This window comes from Rhodococcus sp. NPDC059968 (assembly GCF_042738615.1).
GTDB lineage: Bacteria > Actinomycetota > Actinomycetes > Mycobacteriales > Mycobacteriaceae > Rhodococcus_F.
This window is the reverse complement of sequence record NZ_JBHWUE010000079.1, coordinates 22,355-43,476: the sequence shown is the minus strand read 5'-3', so window position 1 is coordinate 43,476 and position 21,122 is coordinate 22,355. Positions and strand designations below refer to the sequence as shown.

16 protein-coding genes are annotated in these 21,122 nt (G+C 60.5%); 15 read left to right on the top strand and 1 reads right to left on the bottom strand.

Going from position 1 to position 21,122, the window contains the following annotated elements; translation table 11 throughout:
* Window positions 1–394 precede the first annotated feature (394 nt).
* From ACFWAY_RS40100 to ACFWAY_RS40085, 4 genes are all read left to right on the top strand, one after another.
* Complete coding sequence (locus ACFWAY_RS40100; protein ID WP_378514479.1) at window positions 395–1,597, top strand: sugar ABC transporter substrate-binding protein; 1,203 nt, start codon at window positions 395–397, stop codon at window positions 1,595–1,597.
* Between the two features lie 3 nt (window positions 1,598–1,600).
* On the top strand, window positions 1,601–2,662 hold the full coding sequence (locus ACFWAY_RS40095) for an ABC transporter permease (protein WP_378514478.1): 1,062 nt from the start codon (window positions 1,601–1,603) through the stop codon (window positions 2,660–2,662).
* A complete protein-coding gene (locus tag ACFWAY_RS40090) occupies window positions 2,659–4,242 on the top strand; it encodes a sugar ABC transporter ATP-binding protein (protein WP_378514477.1) in 1,584 nt (527 codons plus the stop codon). Before ACFWAY_RS40095 ends, ACFWAY_RS40090 begins: the two co-directional genes overlap by 4 nt.
* Window positions 4,243–4,597: 355 nt before the next feature.
* Window positions 4,598–4,888 carry a hypothetical protein gene (locus ACFWAY_RS40085; RefSeq protein ID WP_378514476.1) on the top strand — a complete coding sequence of 97 codons (291 nt, stop codon included), beginning with the start codon at window positions 4,598–4,600 and terminating at the stop codon, window positions 4,886–4,888.
* A 367-nt stretch (window positions 4,889–5,255) separates the two neighbouring features.
* Here the strand turns inward: ACFWAY_RS40085 and ACFWAY_RS40080 are convergent, their stop codons facing one another.
* Window positions 5,256–8,657, bottom strand: a complete 3,402-nt coding sequence (locus ACFWAY_RS40080; protein WP_378514475.1) for a protein kinase — start codon at window positions 8,655–8,657, stop codon at window positions 5,256–5,258.
* 1,320 nt (window positions 8,658–9,977) lie between these two features.
* Between ACFWAY_RS40080 and ACFWAY_RS40075 the strand changes: the two genes are divergently transcribed.
* From ACFWAY_RS40075 to ACFWAY_RS40025, 11 genes are all read left to right on the top strand, one after another.
* On the top strand, window positions 9,978–11,174 hold the full coding sequence (locus ACFWAY_RS40075) for an acyl-CoA dehydrogenase family protein (protein WP_378514474.1): 1,197 nt from the start codon (window positions 9,978–9,980) through the stop codon (window positions 11,172–11,174).
* 801 nt (window positions 11,175–11,975) lie between these two features.
* A complete protein-coding gene (locus ACFWAY_RS40070) occupies window positions 11,976–13,451 on the top strand; it encodes an aldehyde dehydrogenase family protein (RefSeq protein WP_378514473.1) in 1,476 nt (491 codons plus the stop codon).
* Window positions 13,409–14,623, top strand: coding sequence for an NDMA-dependent alcohol dehydrogenase (locus ACFWAY_RS40065; RefSeq protein ID WP_378514472.1), 1,215 nt, complete (start codon window positions 13,409–13,411; stop codon window positions 14,621–14,623). The genes ACFWAY_RS40070 and ACFWAY_RS40065 overlap by 43 nt, the downstream gene beginning before the upstream one ends.
* A gap of 25 nt (window positions 14,624–14,648) precedes the next feature.
* Complete coding sequence (locus ACFWAY_RS40060; RefSeq protein WP_378514471.1) at window positions 14,649–15,941, top strand: cytochrome P450; 1,293 nt, start codon at window positions 14,649–14,651, stop codon at window positions 15,939–15,941.
* Window positions 15,942–15,944: 3 nt separating this feature from the next.
* Window positions 15,945–16,136 (top strand): ferredoxin, encoded by a 192-nt coding sequence (locus ACFWAY_RS40055; protein ID WP_378514470.1) that lies wholly within the window; start codon window positions 15,945–15,947, stop codon window positions 16,134–16,136.
* A gap of 249 nt (window positions 16,137–16,385) precedes the next feature.
* On the top strand, window positions 16,386–17,312 hold the full coding sequence (locus ACFWAY_RS40050) for a LysR substrate-binding domain-containing protein (protein WP_378514469.1): 927 nt from the start codon (window positions 16,386–16,388) through the stop codon (window positions 17,310–17,312).
* A 184-nt stretch (window positions 17,313–17,496) separates the two neighbouring features.
* The gene (locus ACFWAY_RS40045) at window positions 17,497–18,348 is read left to right on the top strand and encodes an amidohydrolase family protein (RefSeq protein WP_378514468.1); all 852 of its coding nucleotides are present in this window, start codon (window positions 17,497–17,499) and stop codon (window positions 18,346–18,348) included.
* Window positions 18,348–18,677 carry a DUF1330 domain-containing protein gene (locus ACFWAY_RS40040; RefSeq protein WP_378514467.1) on the top strand — a complete coding sequence of 110 codons (330 nt, stop codon included), beginning with the start codon at window positions 18,348–18,350 and terminating at the stop codon, window positions 18,675–18,677. Before ACFWAY_RS40045 ends, ACFWAY_RS40040 begins: the two co-directional genes overlap by 1 nt.
* Before the next feature lie 84 nt (window positions 18,678–18,761).
* Window positions 18,762–19,604 carry an SDR family NAD(P)-dependent oxidoreductase gene (locus tag ACFWAY_RS40035; protein WP_378514466.1) on the top strand — a complete coding sequence of 281 codons (843 nt, stop codon included), beginning with the start codon at window positions 18,762–18,764 and terminating at the stop codon, window positions 19,602–19,604.
* Window positions 19,605–19,682: 78 nt separating this feature from the next.
* Entirely contained in the window at window positions 19,683–20,918 is a 1,236-nt protein-coding gene (locus ACFWAY_RS40030; protein WP_378514465.1) for a cytochrome P450, read from the top strand.
* Window positions 20,852–21,121, top strand: coding sequence for a ferredoxin (locus tag ACFWAY_RS40025; protein ID WP_378514464.1), 270 nt, complete (start codon window positions 20,852–20,854; stop codon window positions 21,119–21,121). The genes ACFWAY_RS40030 and ACFWAY_RS40025 overlap by 67 nt, the downstream gene beginning before the upstream one ends.
* The last annotated feature ends 1 nt before the right edge of the window (window position 21,122 follow it).

The following is a 21,122-nucleotide window of genomic DNA, read 5'->3' as shown; positions in this document are numbered from 1 at the left end:
CCAATCCGACATCCCGCGCCGCCGCCCGCCACCTTTTCCGCCTCAGCCCGTACAGCGGCCAGCCCCGAAACCGCCCATGTTCAGCGGCCTCCTAGAAGCAGTCGTCCCGGCGGGTAGATCGCGAGCCGTCGCCGCGAACTGAGATGACATCGAATATGCACGAGATGGCCAACCAGGCCTCGGTAGCGAGGTGTCTTGAGTCATCGAAGCTCTCGTGAGTATTAACCGGCGGCAGTGGTGAATCTCGGTCAAATCGATGTTGGTGCTGGAGTTTTCAACGCATAGTGTCATGGCTCACAGCTCCACGAAGATGCCTTTTGCCTATTGGCGTTGTCACAGAGCTTTGACGAAACAGCCGCCATCGGAGTGTCGGATAGCCGACAAGGAGATGATGATGTCCATTCTGAAGGTATTCCGGGGCCCGCGCCCCCACACCCGAGCCCGCGCACGAATGCGAATTGCGGGCGCATTGCTCGGGGCGACCGCAATGGCCGGTCTCACGGCATGTTCCGGCGCGAGCGATGCGCGTTCTACCGGAGGCTCGGCCGACGCATCGACCAGCGCTGACCTCGCCTATGTGAAGCAGCAGTTAGACAGTTACACCAGCGTCCCTCAGTTCGAGGCGCTGGGGCCCACGTTCGATGCGAGCAGAGTCGCGGGCAAGTCCCTGATGAACATCCCGTTCTCCAGTGGCGTCAGCTACAACCAGACGTTGAACAATGCGATGGAGTCGGTGGCGAAAAAATACGGCATCGACTACACCTTCTTCCAGAGTCAAGGCTCGCAGGCGGATTTCGTCGCGGGGATCAACCAGGCGATCAGCAAGAAGGTCGACGCAATCAACCTGAGCACCATCGACCCGCGTGTGCTCGGTCCGCAACTGCACGCAGCGCAGGACGCGGGAATTTCGGTATCCAGCAGCATGGAGTTCGGCCCCACCCAGATGTCGCTCATTCCTTCGACAGTCCCCGTGGTGATTCCATTTGAATGGGAGACTGTTGCCCGACTCATGGCGGACTGGACCATACATGACACCTCAGGTAAGGCCAACGTCGTCGCTGTGGTGAGTAGTGATCAACCGAGCTCACAGCCGATGGCCGATGCGCTCGAAGACGAATTCAAGGCGCGGTGCGGAGACAGTTGCAAACTTACAATCGTGGACGTGCCAGCGACTCAGTGGGCGACCCGGATCCAATCCGCGGTCCAGTCGGAACTGGTCAAGGACCCTTCGATCAACTATGTGATTCCTATCTACGATGGAATGACCCAGTGGGTCGTTCCGGCCATTAAATCTGCTAACCGTGTCGGAAAGGTTCATGTTGCGACTGAGAACGGCCAGCCTTTCGTGCTGAAGATGATGCAGGACGAGGACATCATCCGAATGGATGTCGGACAGGGTCTGGAATGGACTGGCTGGGCGGTGATGGACCAGATCATGCGGTCGATGGCAGGCGTCCCGACGCTGGAAAAGCAAAGTATTCCATTGAGGGTTTTCACCCGCGAGAACGTCAGTGAGGCCGGAACACCGCCCACGATTGAAAAAGGCTACGGCAATTCGTACATAGATGGCTTTACGAGCCTTTGGTCAGGGAAGTAGAAAATGAAAGATCAGCAAACTCCTGTTTCCGTTCGGCCATCCGAGAATTCGGTTAACCAAATCAGCGACGCTGAGACCGCCGCGAGTACGGCGAGCCGGCCAATAGATAGAACCCGAGGGTTCGTCGAACGATTCGCCTTGGTCGGAGCGTGGGCCGTATTGATCGCTGTCTTCAGCGTCCTCAAGCCTGATACCTTCCCGACGGCCGACAACTTCGGGACGGTCTTCGGCTCGCAGGCCGTGCTGGCGGTACTTGCGCTGGCACTCATCATTCCCATGACGGCCGGCGACTACGACCTCTCGGTGGCATTCACGCTGACGCTGTCGGCGATGATCACCGCGTTACTCAATGTTGAACATGGGTGGCCCATCGTCCCCTCGATGTTGCTCGCTCTCCTCGCAGGTGCGACTGTGGGCTTCATCAACGGCGCGATCGTCACCTTCTTCCGGATCGAGTCCATCATCGTCACGCTGGGTACCGGAACGTTCATCGGGGGAGTGGTGTTATGGATGAGTGACTCGAACACGATCAGTGGAGTCGCGCCCGGCCTGGTCGACTGGGTGATCGTGAAGCAACTGTTCGGTGTACCAATGGGCTTCTATTATGCGTTGCTGCTCGGCGCAGTGATGCTATACGTCTTCGAGTTCACACCAGTCGGACGCAGGCTCTTGATCGTAGGGCGCAGTCGCAGCGTCGCGAAGTTGTCCGGAATCAATGTGACGCAATCGCGAATTGGCTCCTTCGTATGGGCGGGCCTGCTCAGTGCCGTCGCCGGAATCCTCTACACCGGAATCTCCGGCTCGGCGGACCCCTCATCTGGCACCCAGCTTCTACTGCCCGCGTTCGCAGCAGCCTTCCTGGGCGCGACGACGATCATGCCTGGCAGATTCAATCCTGTGGGCACACTGATCGCCGTCTACTTTCTCATCACGGGAATCACCGGCCTGCAGATGCTCGGTTCGGACAGTTTTGTGCAGAATCTGTTCTATGGAGGCGCGTTGGTGCTCGCAGTAGCGATCTCGCAAGTCGTTCGCGGGCGCAAGGCAGCCTGGGGCGTCGGATGACGAGCCCATCGGATGTCACTGTCCGCAATAAGCGCCGCAAAGCAGCTTCTGCTCCGGCCCTCGAACTACGCGACATAGTCAAGAGCTTCGGTGGCGCAAAGGCACTGAAGGGTGTCTCGCTCCGGATCGCCGCCGGCGAAGTGCATGGCGTGTTGGGTGAGAACGGGTCCGGTAAGTCGACACTGATCAAGGTACTGGCGGGATTTCACGCACCCGACTCGGGCAGCCTCCTCGTGGATGGGCGTCAAATCGATCTTCCGATGCGCATCGGCGGGGCGCACGCGCTCGGCATCGAGTTCGTCCACCAAGACCTGGGTTTGGTTCCTTCGCTTTCTGTGACGGAAAATCTGCGGCTCAGTGACCTTGCATCGGAGATGAGTCGCTGGCATGTGTCGTGGCGCAATGAACGCCGCCGCGCGATCAAGCTCTTCGCCGACTACGGCCTCACGTTGGACCCATCGGCAAAGGTCGCCGACATCGATCATGTCGAGCGTGCTCTGCTCGCGATCGTACGAGCGGTCGACGCGCTGAACCGGTCCCTGCAACGCAGCGGCACAGGCCACCGCGGGCTTCTGGTGCTCGATGAGCCGACGGTCTTCCTGCCTCGCGAAGGCGTCGAAAAGGTCTTCCGCCTGGTGCGTGAGATCGTTGCTCGCGGCGCGAGCGTCTTGTTCGTCTCGCATGACCTGGACGAGGTGCGCGAGGTCACGGACCGGGTGACCGTGCTGCGAGACGGAGCCAACGTGGGGACAGTTGTCACTGCCGACACGAGCCCGCGCGAGGTTGTCGACCTTATCCTCGGTCGCGAGTTGAAGGTCGGTGGCCCGAAGACAGGTCGCGGCTGTGGCGGCCCGGTCAAGCTCAGGTTGCGGGACGTGAGCGGTTCCCGGGTTCGGGGGTTCGACCTGCAAGTAGGCGCTGGGGAGACGGTGGGCATTACCGGTCTGGTCGGTTCTGGGTTCGAGGAACTGCCCTATCTGCTCTTCGGTTCTCGTCCAGACGCTCGGGGCACGATGACGATCGATGGGGCTCGGCACGACCTGGCCAGGATAACGCCGCGAGGTGCCATCAGTGCAGGACTCGCACTTGTCCCAGCGGATCGACTCGGGGACGCGAGTGTGCCGAACCTCCCGATCTCGGACAACGTAACGCTCCAACTTCTCGATCGCTTCAGGCGGGGAGGTGTGCTCCGCCGGCGGCGAATGCTGGGCCAGGCACAGACCTTCATGCACGACTTCGATGTCCGGCCCCGCGACGCTCGGCAAGAGTTGTGGACACTGTCGGGCGGAAACCAGCAGAAGGTGGTGTTGGCGAAGTGGTTGGCCGCGAGTCCCAAGGTATTGTTGCTGCACGAACCGACTCAGGGCGTCGACATCGGATCACGCGAGCAGATCTTCGAATTCGTCCGCGAGGCAACCGACAACGGCATGTCGGTGATCTGCGCGAGTTCTGATTACGACCAACTCGCCGCGATTTGCGACCGCGTGCTGGTACTTCGGAACGGAGCCATCGTCGCCGAATTGCAAGGGCCTGTGCAGAAGCAGGACATCGTGCATGAATGCTTTAAGAGCGCGACCTGATCTTTCACTGAAGGTGCTACACGTGGCGCGCTCTCCGTCTCGTGCTGGTCCTCACTCCCTCAGAATAAGATTGTCGGTGACGGTCGGGCTGGCCGCCGGTAGCATGCCTGCCGGGGGCTCGTGCGTGAAGTCTTGTGGGGCTGCGGCGCCATCCCACACCACACCGATAGCGACGCAGTGCGGAGCACCGGCAGCTTGCCTTAGCTTAGACCAACGAGTTCGACGTACGCCAATGCTCATTCTAATTTGATGGTCAGGGCGAGAGCGACTGGCACTCCCCGTATTTCCCTCGCTGCGGTGAGGTCTCCCCAAACTTCCAAGGCTTCCGAAGTCCCGATCAGATGTGTGAATTCCCGTGAACCCTCGTGAGTATCGCCAATGGCGCCAGAGGCGTCGCGCCGCTTGGATCGAAGCCAACCGCAAACGCAACCATCCTGACACCGAGGCCGAGCGCCTCATCCAGTTCGCCAGCATGTGGGCACCATTCGGGGGCGCTACCGAGGAGGAAATTCTTGTGCACTTCGGAATGACAACGCGCCGGTTCATCGAGCGATTGTGGCAGGTCGTCCCTGAATCGAACTGTGTCCAAGACGAGATACGTAGTTTAGAGCGCGCATACCCGCACCACCGCGGATCCGGCGGCTGACGGTCCGACAGGTCCCAAGAACTTGCGAAAGAAGTTAGAGAAGCGAACTTCGGCAGGGAAGTGTGGAACAGCCATCACGACAACAGCATTCTCGACTTTGCGCTTCTCTGGGAAGGAGAGTCGCTACTGGTGCACCCTGCCGTTTCCCGTACTTTCTCAATACGCACCCGCTGCGTCCAGCCGTGCTACGACACCAAATGCCCGCATGAGCATGTCAGCCCTGAACGCCTCGGGCGGCGTTGAGGGGCGACGACAATCTCCAGCGCCTCTGTCGCCATCAGCCTTGGGGCCAGATGTGGTCGGATCAGGCCCCGCCGACCCCTGCGGTTCCCGGCGGACGCAGTTGCATCGTCGAGTTGATTCTCGATCAGGTCGAATCCGGATGCGAGGCCGTTGGTCCTTGCTGCCCTTGCACAACCCAGGCCGCGATCTGGGTGCGTGAGGCGAACCCAAGCTTGGTGAGTACGTGCTCGACGTGCCCTGCTGCGGTGCGTTGAGAGATTACCAACTTGTCTGCGATCGCCTTATTGGTGAGTCCTTGAGCAACGAGCTCAGCGATCTGCTGCTCACGTGGAGTTAGGATCCTGCTTGCCGCCTTGGGAACCGATGGTGCTGATGCCTGCTGTTTCTCGTCGAGAGCGAGAGCGGCGGCCTCCTCGAGACTCAACTCCCGGCCGCGCTGCAGGGCGGCGTCAGACGCTCGCTCGCCGAGGGAACTGCGAACTCGCCGCTGGCACTCATCGTGGTGGATGGGCAAACTGGGAAACGCAGCTGTGGCACTGCCTGTGGCGCAAAACAGGGTGTCCGCGGCACCGAGAAGCTGAGCGGCGCGCTGGGTGCGGTTCTTGTCGGCGGCAATCCATGCCAGCACCTCTAGGCACCACGCGCAGCTGAAAAGGTCCTTCACAGTGAGGGCCGCCCGGAATGCGTCCTCCGCTAGATTGGTCGCCCGCTGGCTGTCGCCCTGTTGCCACATCGCCAGGCTTAGGCCTACTAGCGACTCAGCCTTCCAGAACGCTTCACCCTGGGGGTCTGTGAGCGCGGTCATCTCCCGGTAGGTGGCGAGCGCTTGGGTCGTGTCTCCGAGCTGCCCGACTGCATAAGCGAGCCCGGCCAAGGCTACAGTCTCGTTGAGAGCGGGAACGGCATTCTCGCGGAACACTTCAATCGCCTCCTTGAAGCGGGGCACGGCACGTGGGAGATCGCCACGAAAGACGTCTAGATATCCCTCCGCACATGTGACCAGTGCACTCGTCACGGTGTCACCGAGTTCTTCTGCCGCAGTGCGTGCTTCCTCCATCAAGGCTGTACTCGCCGAGAGATCACTTTGCAATCCGGCCAGCATGCTGTCCGAGCACAACGCCTCGACTCGCCCGGCCGTCAACTGCGCGCCCTGACAGGACAATACGCGATTGAACCAATGCCTCCCCTCGCTAAACAAACCACGAGAGCGCCAGAGCGTATACGCCGCGTTCGCGATCTTAATCCCTGTCTGTGCCTCGCCCGGCTCGGTGATGCAGAACTCCATCGCATCGCGCAGATTCGGCTGCTCACTGTCCAGGCGGGCTAGCCACACCAGTTGCTCGGACCCGACCCAATCGGCCTTCGCCCGGAATGCTAACTCTCCATACCAGTCCCGATGCCGCCGCCGGAACGACGCGTACTCACCCGACTCTTGAAGCTTCTCTCGGCCGTAGTCTCGGAGAGTATTCAACAGTCGGAACCGCACCGCCGATTCCGCTTCTTCCCGGATCAGGATCGACTTGTCAATAAGCGAGGCGATCAAGTCGAGCACGTCGTCCTTCACCACCTCACCCGTGCAGATGCCCTCCACCGCATCTAGATCAAAAGTGCTGGCGAACACCGCTAGCCGAGCCCACAACTGCTGCTCCGCGACCGAACACAGGTCATGACTCCAGTCGATGCACAATCTCAGCGTCTGCTGGCGGGTTGGGGCGTCACGGTTGCCGCCGGTGAGCAGTCGGAACCGGTCGCTGAGCCGCTGAAGAATCTGGTCGGCCGATAGAGCCCTCAACCGCGCCGCAGCCAACTCGATCGGCAGTGGCAGACCCTCCAGTCTTTGACAGATACGGGCCACGGAGACCCGGTTTTCCTCCGTAAGTGTGAACCCTGGCACGACCGAGGCAGCGCGTTGCGCAAAGAGCGTAATGGCGTCATACCGGGAAGTCTCGCTTAGCGATGCCGGCAGGTCTCGATCCGGTACCGCCAGTGGTGGCACGCGCATCGTGATCTCCCCGCGGACCCCCAGAGACTCACGGCTCGTCGCCAGGATCCGCAAACTGGAGCAGGTCCGGAGGAGCGCCTCGGCGAAAGGTGCGACCGCATCCACCAGATGCTCGCAGTTGTCCAGTATCAACAGCAACTGTTTGTCAGCGAGTTGCTCTGCCAGCACCACAAATGGTGGCCTGGCAGAGCGGTCGCGCAGCCCAAGAGCCACGGACACGGTCTCCACAAGTAAGTCAGCCTCCTTCAGCTCACCCAGCTCGACCAGCCACGCGCCGTCGTGGAATACCCGCCGTGAATCTTCGGCAATTCGGAGAGCGAGCCGGCTCTTTCCGACGCCACCGATTCCGGTCAATGTCACCAGGCGCGAGGCAGACAAGAGCCCCCTCGCCTCCGTAGTCTCGTGTCGGCGGCCGACGAAGCTGGTCAGATTCAAGGGCAGACGTCCCTCCCCGCGGTGGATGGCATCGCTTTCGGGTGGGAGTGTCTCAATTGAAGGATTCCGGGCGCCTGTCTTCAAGGGCGCGGGATTGTCGGGCGCAGCCTCTCTGCGCCGTGGGACCCCACTTAGGGAATCCTGGTCGTCTCGATGCTCCATGCTCAGCTTGTCACCGCGTAGTGCCATAGCGTCGACATGCATACCCGTGTTGCGTTGCGCATGCCGGAGCTCCTCGCCGAACTCGGCGGCTGTGGCTGGTCGTTCTTCGGGCTGATCTGCCATCGCGTGCTCGATTGCTGCCGCCACCTCCGCCGCAACGCCTTGCTGGCGCAAGTCGGGCACCGGTTCACTGGTAATGCGCAGAAACTGCGCGACGACCTTCTCGCCGCTGCGGCGCTCGAAGGCAGCATGACCCGTGATCGCGCAAAACAAGGTTGCCCCCAAACTGTAAACATCCGATAAGCGAGATGGGGCCTGGCCCTTCAGCACCTCCGGAGCCGTGAACGCCGGCGAGCCAGCGATCGTTCCGGTCGTGGTTACGAACGCCCCCGCGATCCTGGCGATCCCGAAGTCTGTCAGCTGCGGCTCGCCGTAATCGGTGAGTAGCACATTCGCTGGCTTGACATCCCGGTGCAGAATGCCCGCGCTGTGCGCGGTCTCGAGCGCTCCGGCTAGTTTGACTCCGACGGATAAAGCCCCGGCCAATCCAAGTGGGCCGTCCCGGCGTATCCGTGACTCCAACGAACCGTGCCGGTGGTACTGCATCACGATGTATGGCCGACCATTTCCCGTGGCACCGACCTGCAAGACGTTCGCAATGTGCGGATGGCCAGACAATCGGCCCATCGCCTGCTGCTCGCGCAGGAATCTATCCATGTTCTCCGGATCGAGCTCCGCGGTGAGTACCTTGATTGCGACAGTGCGATCGAGCAATGGCTGTCGGCACCGGTACACCATCCCAAAACCGCCGTGTCCGATCTCCACGGGATCTTCGAAGCCTGCTGCCTCAAGATCTGCTATGTCCGCACTGGCTATGACCCCAGTGATCTGTTCACGTTGGGTCGGAAGGGGCTCGAAATCGGCCATCGATGGCCTCAATCCCGATCAGTGTCACCCATAGCGGCCATCCACCCACGCCATCACGTCAGAACTCCAGCCCTTCCAGGATATCCTCCAGATCACCTTGGGCCTAGTGAGGCTTCCTTCGTATCGCTGAGACATCGCCAGGAGGAGATCGTTAGCTCTCGCGGGCGAGACCCGCTAACGTGTTATCAAAGTCGATCTCCGGCGCGACTGGGTGAGCAGGGATCGGCCAACTCGCGTGCGCGCTCAGACGGTGCAGGTTAGCGGGCACGAAGCCTATAGGGCCGCCCCTTACCGGCTTCGTGGTCTCGTTCTGCGGGGCTGCGCTTGGTGTTTCTGGGGTCTCGCGCATATGTGAAAGTCGGTTGCAGACAGGAAGCGGTCCTGGCCGGCAGAGCCACAAGCTGTGGGAGGCCCTACCCACCCCGAATCACCCAACGAGCACCCGCGACGGCCCCGCCACCCACGTTGCGCAGAGCGGCCTCACGAACCGTTTCACATCGCTGATCCAGCTCGTCAGACTGTCAAAGCGCATCGATTTTTTGTTAGAACACCTCTAAATTCAGCGGTAGTGTTACGACTCGTAGGTCTAATAGCGACCGAGGTGGCCGAGCGATCGGCACGTATTGAAACGACAGTACGAACAAATGCCTTTCGTAGGCACTCTTAATAGAAGAAAGTCCAATTCTGCCTGTCTGCCGCGTACAAACGGCCCGAGTAGTCCGCCCAGGCCGACAAGTACGCAACTGAGAGATCCACCGTTTAACCGATGCCGAACATACGTGATTGGGAGATAGTGCGATGGCGGAACGTTTGCGATCCGGATTGGTCGGGCCACGCGGCGCCGAGGTTTCGCTCGGGCACTATCCTGCGCTGACACCGCCGAATCGGTTCACCTAACTTCCTAGGCAGCATCAGTCGCACCGTTAGCGGCAGCGGTCGCCCCCGGCGAAGTCGGCATCGCGATGGTCGGACTGCCGTCAATAGTGAAGGATTCCCCGGATCACGATGCGCGCATTGAACCGGCGATGCCGAAGCCGGGATCTACAAACCGAACGGACCGCAGCCGCGCTGCCCAAGACAAACGGTCCTGGTTCGCAAGCAAGTTCATGTCATACGTCGAATCTCCCGCCGAGCAGACGTGAGCAAAGCGGCGATAGATACGCAGGTCGTGCTCTTGGCATCCCGGACGCGATCAATCGCGGGCCAGACACTGCTGGATCCGGCGACGGTAGTCCCCGAACTAATGAACAGATGGAAGTCCACTTTCGACCGACAGTCGGGTAGCAGAGTTGATTGTCGATCCGGCACAAAGGAGTAAACATGGCCCAGCTTGCGCAGACCGCAGGACTGACCGATATCCAACAAGAGATCTTGTCCACCGTGCGGGCGTTTGTCGACAAGGAGATTCTCCCGTATGCAAACGCTCTCGAGCACGCCGACTCATACCCCACGGACATCGTGGACGGGATGAAAGAGATGGGCCTGTTCGGCTTGACCATTCCAGTCGCATACGGCGGACTGGGGGAGTCCCTGCTCACCTACGCGCTCGTCGTCGAACAGATAGCGCGCGGCTGGATGAGCGTCTCAGGCGTGATCAATACTCATTTCATCGTGGCACACATGATCGCGCGGCACGGCACAGAGGCGCAGAAGCAGCTGTATCTGCCGCGAATGGCCGTCGGCGAAGTTCGCGGGGCGTTCTCAATGTCCGAGCCTGACCTCGGGTCGGATGTCGCAGCCATCAAGACTCGGGCCAGGCGCGACGGCGACGAGTATGTGATCGATGGTTCCAAAATGTGGATCACCAACGGAGGCAGCTCGAACCTTATTGCTCTGCTGGCAAAGACGGACGAAGGTGCCGACAAGTCGTACAAGAACCTCACCACGTTCCTGATCGAAAAACCTGAAGGGTTCGGAGAGGTTGCGCCCGGTCTGGCCATCCCAGGAAAGATCGAAAAGATGGGCTATAAGGGCGTCGATACGACCGAAGCCGTCTTCGACGGCTTCCGGATCGGAGCCGACAAGGTGCTCGGTATGGCTCCTGGACATGGCTTTTCGCACATGATGGACGGCGTCGAGGTCGGCCGTGTCAATGTTGCAGCCCGCGCGTGCGGCATCTCAATTCGTGCATTCGAACTCGCGATCGAGTATGCACAACAACGTAAGACTTTCGGGAAGCCGATCGCCGAGCACCAGGCCATTGCATTCAAACTAGCCGAGATGGCTACCAAGGTGGAGGCCTCGCATTTGATCATGGTCAACGCTGCACGGCTGAAGGATTCGGGTCAGCGGAACGACGTAGAGGCTGGCATGGCGAAGCTCTTTGCGAGCGAGCAATGCGCCAAAATCACGCAAGACGCGTTCCGGATCCATGGCGGATATGGGTACTCCAAGGAGTACGAGATAGAGCGGCTAATGCGGGAGGCGCCGTTCCTTCTGATCGGTGAAGGCACGAGCGAGATTCAGAAAACCATCATCAGTCGGGGCGTACTGCGCGAGTACAAGTCGCGACGCTGAGGAAGCGGAATCGACGATGGATAGGTGAGGTTGCTTCGAATGGTCACGCATGGGTGCGATCGGGCGCGGCACGGGTATCTCAAGTTCGGTACTGGTTTAGTCAACGCATATCGCGCTGTTCACCCGACAGTGCTGGTGCGCTAGCGGCGGCGCGTTGGTAGCGCAAGAACGGGCGCGGTGATCCGAAATACTCCTTGTCGATCACCGTCAAAAGCGCTATGCATATGGGTATCCCGTCATTCTTCGTGCCAAAGTGATCCGTCCGAGAGCGGGCACTCACGGTGCTGTCGCCCGTGCAGATGAGGGATGATGCTAGGACGTCGAGGCGATCCGGCGGCCGGCTGGCGGTCCGGTGCGCTCTTCCTCACTCCAAACGCCGCAACGATGCCGTGTAGCCCGCGCCCAGGGGGAGGCCCCAGCCGCCTCGGACCGCCTAGCGAGCACAATGCGACGGTCCGACGACGACGTTGCGAAGAGCGGCCTCGTGAGGTTCACATCGCTGATCTAGCTAGTCAGACTGTCAAAGCGCATCGATTTGTTGTTAGAACACCTGTAAATTCAGCGGTAGTGTTACGGCCCGTAGGTCTAATAGAGAACGAAATTTACGAGAGTTCGAAACGTATTGGAAAGACAGTGCGAAAGAACGCTTGTCATAGGGACTCTAAATTCAAGAAAGTCCAATTCCGCCTGTCTGCAGCGCATGAAACGGTGCGCGAGTAGTCCGCACGGGGACGGCAGGTGTTCAACTGAGAAATCCACCGTTCGGCCGATGCCGAACATACGTGATTGGGAGATAGTGCGATGGCGGAACGATTGCGATCCGGATTGGTCGGGCCACGTGGTGCCGAGGTCCCGCTCGGGCACTATCTGCCGGTCCACAACCCGAGCGACGGCAGAATTCTCGGCGAAGTGCTCGAGGCCGACGCGTCCCAGCTCGACGATGTCGTCGATGGTGCGCAAACGGCCTATTCCTGCGTCTGGCGGGATATGCCGCCAGAGCAGCGCGGAGCGCTTTTACGCGCATGGGCCGACCGAGTGTCGGCGCACGCGCAGGAGCTCGTTGAACTCGAGACCGCGGACGTCGGGCACCCGACAAGAGATGCAACGGCTGACGCGCAGCGGGCGGCGCAATGGCTGACCTACTACGGCGGCATGGCTGACAAGCTTGAAAGTCACGTATACGCAAACTATCCAGACCGCCTGGCTTACGAAGTGCGAGAGCCATACGGTGTCGTCGCCGGGATCATCCCCTTCAACGCAAATCTCGTCCTCGCCAGCATCAAGGCCAGCGCCTCTCTCGCAGCGGGAAACTGTTTCGTCCTGAAAGCCCCGGAGGTAAGCCCGTTCTCCTCATACCGCTTCGCTGAGCTGGCTCGCGAAGCCGGATTGCCCGCAGGAGTGATGAACGTCGTGAGCGGCCGGGGGGCGTCCACTGGCAAGCTCCTGAGCGAGCACGTCGGAATCGGAATGGTGTCATTCACTGGGAGCACCGCCGGGGGTCGGGCAGTTGCCGCACAGGCCGGTGGCGCAATCAAACCAGTGACGATGGAACTCGGTGGCAAGAACGCGGTAATCGTGTTGAAGGACGCAGACTTGGATATCGCGGTCCCATCGATTCTGCACTCGAACTTCGTTAAGAGTGGCCAGAGCTGCGTCGCGGGATCTCGGGTCTTCGTACACGAGTCACTTCATGAACGGTTTTGCGAGATGGCCAAGCGACTGGCCGAAACCGTGGTGATGGGGGATCCACGGGATCCTCGTACGCATATGGGTCCGCTTATCACGCGGACACAGCGGGACCGCGTGGCATCCTTGGTCGCCGACGCAGTCGACCAAGGCGCGACGATCATTTCTGGAGGCCAGGCATCGGAGAAAGCCGACCTCGGATCGGGGAACTACTTCGCTCCGACCGTTCTCGCGGACGTGACGGATGACAATATCGCCGCGCGGGAGGAGTTCTTTGCGCCAGTCGCGAGCGTGCTCAGTTTCCGCGACATCGATGAGGTCCTGTATCGATCGAACAACACGGGAATGGGACTTGCCGCCCAGGTGTGGGGAAACGATGCCGGCGCAATCCAGTTCCTCGTTCGTCGGCTCGAAGCCGGAACAGTCTGGGTCAACTCCTATCGCTCGCTTCACCCCACGATCTCAATCGGCGGTGTCAAAGACAGCGGGTTCGGCCGCGAAAACAGATTCGCCGGAGTAGACGCATTCCTGCGTCCGAAGTCCGTCGTGTGGGACCTCACCACAAATCGATCGCTGCCCTACGCAGGATAGGCCAGCGGCGTGCTCAGTTCACTACTACGTATCCAGACCCTGGAGGTTCTGACGTGAAGGTTAAGGCCGCAATCCTCACTGGCGCTGGCGAAGACTGGCAGACAGCGACGCTCGAACTTGATCCACCCAAGGCCGGCGAAGTTCTAGTCAGAGTCGAATACGCGGGCCTCTGCCGCTCCGACGAACACCGGCGCCATGGCAACCCGGAAGGCCGGTATCCGCTGGTGGGTGGTCACGAGGGATCCGGCATCGTTGAAGCGGTCGGAGATGGAGTAACGCGACTCCAGCCGGGAGATCATGTCATTCTCTCGGTGCTGCCGCAGTGCGGAATGTGCCAGTTCTGTACAACGGGACGGTCCCGTATGTGCGACCTGGCGGCACATGTTCCGACGGGCGCAATGCCTGACGGCACGTTCAGAGCTCGCCTGGACGGCGAGTATCTCGGCGGCTTCTGCATGCTGGGGACCTTCGCGGACCATGTGGTGGTCACGCAGGCGTCCTGCGTCAAGATCGAACCGTGGTTCCCGCTGGACGTCGCGGCACTCCTGAGCTGTGGGGTACCCACGGGGTGGGGGTCAGCCGTCTACGTCGGTGAGGTCCAACCCGGCGAGACCGTGGTCGTGGTCGGTGTGGGAGGCGTCGGTATCAACGCAGTCCAGGGTGCACGTTCGGCCGGTGCCAGCCACATCATTGCGGTGGACCCGGTCGTAATGAAACGGGACTTCGCGATGGAACTCGGTGCTACGCACGTAGCAGCGACCGCGGAAGAAGGCGCGGAGCTCGCTCGGCGCCTGTCGCGCGGAACCGGTGCTGACGTAGTCATCGTGACGGTGGGTGTGTTGACCTCGGAGATTACGTCGTCGGCACTTGAAATGGTCGGCAAGGGCGGCCGGCTTGTTCTCACCGCTACCGCGGATGACTCCGCGGACATCAATGTCCAGGTCCCGGGCAATCGAGTCACGTTCTACAACATCAGCGTCAGAGGTGCCCTACTGGGCGGGTGTAACAGCCAGTACGACGTACCTCGGCTCGCCCGACTGTACGACGAGGGCCTTCTGAAATTGGACGAGCTGATCACCAAGCGCTACAGCGTCGACCAAGTCGGGCTCGCCTATCGAGATGTGGTCGACGGACGAGTCGTGCGTGGCGTCATCGAACACGTGCACGGATAGTTGCTCCCGAGAGAGAGGAAGTACGATGCTCATCGATGCGCTAATTGGGAGAGAACAGGGCGCTGTCCGGTGTCCCTACCCGGCGTACACGGAGTTGCGTGACGGACCAAAAGTTACGTTCAGCGATGCCGGTGGCTTCTACCTGGTGAGTCGATACGACGACATCAAACACGTTCTGCAGAACCCGGCGTTGTTCTCGAGCCGGAGCCCCATGGGCCCCAGCATTCGAGAGACCGAAGCCGCGATCGCCGAAGCGTTGGTCGACAACCCGGAACTCGCAGCACGTTCGAGCACAGTACTCCGCAGGGGCAACGTGCTCTTCAGCGCGGACGCGCCGCTGCACACACGCCACCGACGTTTGATGGGAAAAGCGTTCTCGCCGCGCATCGTCGCGCGCATGGAACCCGAGATCGTGTCCATCTGTAATTCGTTGGTCGAAGCGTTCGACGTAGACGAACCCGTGGATATTGTGCGCGAGTACTCCTCCCACATCCCGGTCAGGACGCTCGCCACGCTTCTGGGAGTCTCGCGAGATAGCGCGGGCAACTTCAAGAGCTGGGCCGATGCCCTGAACCCGCATCACCAAGCTGTCGGCCGAAACTCATCGGTCGAGGAGCTACGCGACATCGTGCGACGACAACTGGAATTCTGGGAGTACTTCGAGAACGAACTCAAAGAGCGCCGCACCACACCGCCGACGGGCACCGAGACCGATCTCCTGAGCGCCATCGCCCACGCAAGGGTTGACGGGGAAACCGAGCTGACGCTTGACGAGATGCTGGGCCTGGTGGCACAGCTTGTCGCCGCAGGAGCGGACACGACCCGCAGCCTGATCACGTCGGGCACGATGCTGCTCTGCCAGCATCCGGCTATTGCAGATCGCCTTCGGGAGAAGCCCGCGGACATCCCACTTTTTGTGGAGGAAGTGCTCAGGGCCGAATCCCCGGTACAAGGTCTCTTCCGGGTAGCTGTGGAAGACACCGAAGTCGGTGGTGTGAGCGTGCCGGCCGGGGCGAGCCTGTGGCTGATGTACGGGTCAGCCAACCGTGATGATCAGATCTTCGAAGCTCCGGGATCGTTCGACCTGGACCGAGAGAACGTCCGCGACCACCTCAGCTTTGGGGACGGCCAACATTTCTGCATCGGCTCGAACCTTGCAAAGCTGGAAGCGCGAGTCGCATTCCAGACGCTGCTCGAGCGTTTCGATGACCTGCGAATCGCGGACGAGGGATCGGAAGTCGTCTATGAGCCCAGCTACGTCATCCACACGCCGAGCCGGCTGCCGCTCCGCCTCACCCCCCATAGGCCGGTGAGGTGAGCGATGAGAATCAGCGTTGACGAGATCCTCTGCTGCGCCGCGGGGGTCTGTGAAGCCGAGCTGCCCGAGGTCTTTGAGGTACAAGACGGAGGGCCAACGAAAGTACTGTCGGACTCAGTTCCTACCCACAAGCTTGCTGCCTTGACGCAAGTTGTGAGGAATTGTCCGACGGGTGCGGTGATCGTGACCGAGTGATGCCTCGGCGCCTAGCGAAGGGTGGTGCCACTGTCGTACCGCGGTCGCGTTAGGCGAACCCCTGAGCGTAGGGCCGGCCACCTGCCGGCGGGTTCCGACGATGGCGGCCCCCGTCGTCGTCGGAACGCGAAGGACATTTGCACCAACCAGCCAAATCGTCACGCAAATCGTCGAAAGACAGGCCTATGCTCGCCATAGTGCCAACTTCGGACCCTTGCGGGTGGCCACCGTAGGTTGGAAGGAGTAAGCGTGACCGTACGGTTTGATATGCGGCATCTTCGGGCCTTCGCTGTGACCGCCGAGCAGCTCCACTTCACGCGCGCCGCGAACACCCTGCATATGACCCAGCAATCGCTGAGCACCCAAATCAGGCAGTTAGAGAACGAGTTGGGCGTCGCGCTGTTCATCCGTACCACTCGCAAGGTGGAACTGACCGCAGCAGGCGCAAAGTTCTACGAGTACGTGCGCGACATATTTGCTCGGCTCGACGCCGCGGTAGAGGATACGCGCCGCATCGCTTCAGGCGAACGCGGTCGACTGAGGATCGGTTATACCCCCACGGTGGGGAAGGGCGTCCTTCCGGAGATAATGGTTGAAGTTCACCGGCGGCTCCCTGACCTGCAGGTCGTCACAGTCGAGGGTTGGACGCGAGATGTAACCAGCGGCGTCGCGGAAGGGCGGCTAGACGTTGGTGTGGCCAGGTGCGCGGTGCTAACCCCGGCGCTGGAAGGCATTACGCTGATGCACGAGCCGCTCGGCGCTGTGGTGGGAGTTGGCAGTCCACTGGCCGATCTGGACGTGATCCCAGTCGAGGAGCTGTTGGGCTACTTGCTCATCACCCTCCCCAGAGATCTGTCGCCCGGCTTCTACGATCGGGTGATTGCTTCGTTCCCCATGCACGCAGCCGAAGGGCGCGTCCACGAACTCCAACAACTGGGGCACGACACCTTCTTCGGCGACACCTTCGCCAACGCCGAAATCCTCGCGGGGAACGCATTTTTCGTGACGTTTGAACGCCACTACCCGCGAATGTTCGAGGGGTTCGTGTGGCGCCCGGTCTCTCCTCCTCCGTGGGTCGGGACAGACTTGGTATTTAGTAGAGAAGGTCGTTCCCCGTCGGTGCATAGCTTTCTCGAGATCGCTGCCGAGGTGGCGAAGCGTCATCAGCGCACCTGACGCCCAAACCAAAATCCGTTGGCGAATGTCTGCCTATTCACTTGTCGGCGCTGTGAAATGGTGTCCAACCATTGTTTGACGCGGTATGGCTGCGGGGGGACTCTCATACGTGAGATCCACCACAGGCTGACTGGAGACGATCGCACTAGCCGATCGACCCAGCGGCCCCGGGAAAGGAGTGAAAGTGTCCAAGGTTGTCGACGTAGCGGTGAACTTCCGAATCGGGGGAGGATGGGATGACTCTGCATTCGGGGGAATCTTCATCAAACAGCGGCTGGGCGAAGGTTGGGATCCAGAGAGGGGCTGGGATCCGGACGCGCTCATCCAGCATTTGGACGATGCGGGCATCGACATGATTGGTCTCATCTCGAACGTCTGGAACGTCGGCGGGCAGGAACTCTTCGTGCACGCAGACGAGGTCAAGGTCTTCATCGACAAGTTTCCGGATCGGGTTTTCGGCTGGGTCGGGATCAACCCGCTACAAGGGATGGAGACCCTTCGTTACATCGAGTACGCAGTCCGTGACCTCGGGTTCAAGGGAGTTCACTGTTATCCCCACTGGTTCGGGCTGCCGGTGAACGACCGGCGCTACTACCCGATCTACGCCAAGTGCGCTGAGCTTGGTGTGCCGTTCGCGATGCAGGTCGGCAGTCCGTCGGTTCGAGCTCACGCCAAGATGGTGGCGCGGCCGACGCTGCTGGACGACATCGCTTACGACTTCCCTGAGCTCAAGCTTGTCGGGCTGCACGTCGGCACACCCTTCGCGAACGAGATGTGCATGCTCGCAAGGAATTACGAGAACGTATTCATCATCGCGGACGCTTATCCACCGGTCGACTGGGAACGGGACCTTCTCGACTACATCAATCAGAAGGAATGGAACAACGTCGACGGGTCGGACAAAGTCATGTGGGGCACCGATCATCCGGTTCAGGCCTTTCGTCCGACACTCCAGCAAGTGCGTGATCACGGCTTCGCCCCGGATATCGAAGCCAAGCTTCTCGGTGACAACGCAGTTCGCATTCTCAACCTCTGATGAGCACTCGCGCGAACGTGGGAACTGTACGGGCGACCGTCGCGATCCAAGGAACATTCGCCCCGGGGCACGAACAATACTTCGACGACTATTCGTCGATTATGAGGGAGTTTCTGGCTCGGCATGGAGCCACAGTGGTCCGGAGGCAGCTCGTCGAGAGGACCATCTATGGAAGAGCAAGGCCCGATCTCTTTATGGTGATCGACTTTCCAGACCGATCCGTGGTGGAGCATCTGTTCCTCGAAGGCGAGTACCTCGGCATTGTTCCCCTGCGGAACAAGGTATTTGCGGAGTTCGAGATGTATCTGGTCGCGCACGGTGAGGTGTAGCCAGGCCGGCCAGCCAATGGTATCGCGCGTGTGCAGCCACCGGCCGGTCGGACGAAACCATCAACTCAGAGCAAGGAAGATTACATGACGGCAGCGATACGGGGAGTGGACGGAAAGAACGTCCTGATTACCGGTGCCGCAAGGGGTGTGGGTCACTCCTGTGCGATCGCCTTCGCGCAAGCGGGTGCAAACGTCGCGGCTCTCGATGTGCCTGCGCCGATGGAGGGGCTGTACCCACTATCGACTTCGGCGATGCTTACGGAGACCGTCGACTCGATCGTCGCCGTCGGTCGCCAGGGTGTAGCACTGAGTTGTGACCTGAGGGACGAAGAGCAGGTTAAGCGCGCGGTCGGTCATGCACTTGACGCGTTCGATGGGCGTATTGATGTGATCGTGAACAACGCAGGTCTGGTAGCGCTCGATGCGATACACGAGATGCGCAGTGACGTGATGAGCGCCCTTATCGACACGATGGTGAAGGGGCCGATCTACGTCGCCAAGTACGCAGTCCCCAACATGATCGGTCGACGGAGCGGCAAGATCATCAACATCTCATCGGCGACCACCCGCACTGGGATGGCGATGGTGTCGCACTATGTCGCAGCCAAGCATGCTGTCAACGGCCTGACCTCCGCATGGGCATACGAGCTTGCGGAGTTCGGGATCAATGTGAACGCAGTCGCGCCCGCCAGCCTTCGGCCCGGACCCGACCATGGCTCGGCCATGGTCAGCGGCATTGCTCAACAGATCGGAATCACCGCTGAGGCCGCGTTCGAGCAGTTCTCCGAGAACGGCAACTTCCCGGGAGCAAAGTGGAGGGTCGAGGCCGATCATATCCGCGACACTGTGTTGTTTCTGGCCAGCGACAACGCAGATCAGATCACCGGACAAGTCGTCTTCGTCGATGGTGGTCAATCCGCGCGTTGAACCCTATCTAGCGGTTCGTACCACGGGTCACACCCGCCTCGCATATGAAAACCGAATTCTTTGACGTAGGAGCACAGCATGACGATCAGCGCGGGCGCACCGGACATCCTCTCGCCCGAATTCGAGGCCGATCCGTATGGCGCATACGAGGTTCTGCGAGAGGACTATCCCGTCCTCTGGCACGATGGATTAGGGCGTTACATCATCAGTCGCTACGACGATGTGTCGCGGGCGTTCAAGGACGCCACCGTCTTCTCCTCCGAACACTATGCGGACCAGATCGAACCGCTGCACGGGCGAACAATGCTGCAGATGGATGGGCGAGAGCACACAGTGCATCGGAGCGTGGTGACGCCCGCGTTTCGCGGACATGAGCTGAGTGAGAAGTACATTCCCATTATTGATGCGGGCGCCAAGAAGCTGATCGACGCGTTCAGGCGCGACGGCAGCGTCGATCTGGTCTCGCAATTCACCCGCCTGTATCCGGTGAACGTGATCATGGACATGTTGGCCCTGCCCAGCGACCATCGCGACGAGTTCAGGGCCTGGTACAAGACGATGTTCGCGTTCATCAAGAACGTCGCAGGGGATCCCGCAATCACCGCAGTGGCGATGCAGACCAAAGTCGAATTCCGCGAGTACATGTTGCCTTTGATTTCGCAGCGCCGGCAGAACCCGGGTGTCGATCTGCTCAGCACGCTCTGTACCGCGGAGATCGACGGCACCCGGTTCACTGACGATGAGATCAACTCCTTCTGCAGCGTGCTGTTCGTCTCCGCGGGTGAAACAACCGACAGCTCAATTGGCAGTATCTTTCGCAACCTTTTGGACAACCCCGAGCAACTCGAGTCCGTGAAGCGGGACCGGTCGTTGATATCGGCGGCCTTTGCCGAGACGCTTCGATTCTCGCCTCCCGGACATATGTTTGGTCGGCGGGTGAAACAGGATGTGGAAATCGCCGGCACGCGGATTGAAGCGGGCAAGGATGTCATTTTGCTGATTGGTGCCGCGAACCGTGACCCCAGGAAGTATGCCGATCCAGGAAGGTTCGACATCTTTCGGCCCGATCTTGACACGACAAAGGCGTATTCCGCTGGCGCAAACCACACAGCATTCGGCCTCGGACGTCACTTCTGCGTCGGCGCCATGCTGTCGAAGGCGGAAGTGGAGATTGGCGTCGGACTACTCCTGGACTCGATGGGCGACGTGAAGTACCAGGACGGGTTCGTGCCTCGTGAGCGTGGCGTATGGACTCGAGGCCTCGACGAGTTGCTCCTGGAGTTCAATCCCAGCACGCCGTCCCAGCCGATTTGATTGAAAGGACCAGAATGCGAATTTCGGTGGACAGATCTCTCTGTGAGATCCACGGTGAATGTACGTTTATTGCTCCACAAGTGTTTGCACTCAACGATTCCGGTGATCTCGAGTATGTCGAAGATCCTACCGGCGGCGACTCTGAAATGGTCCGGGATGCAGCGTCGGCGTGTCCGGCTCAGGCGATTCGAATGGAGCCGTAGG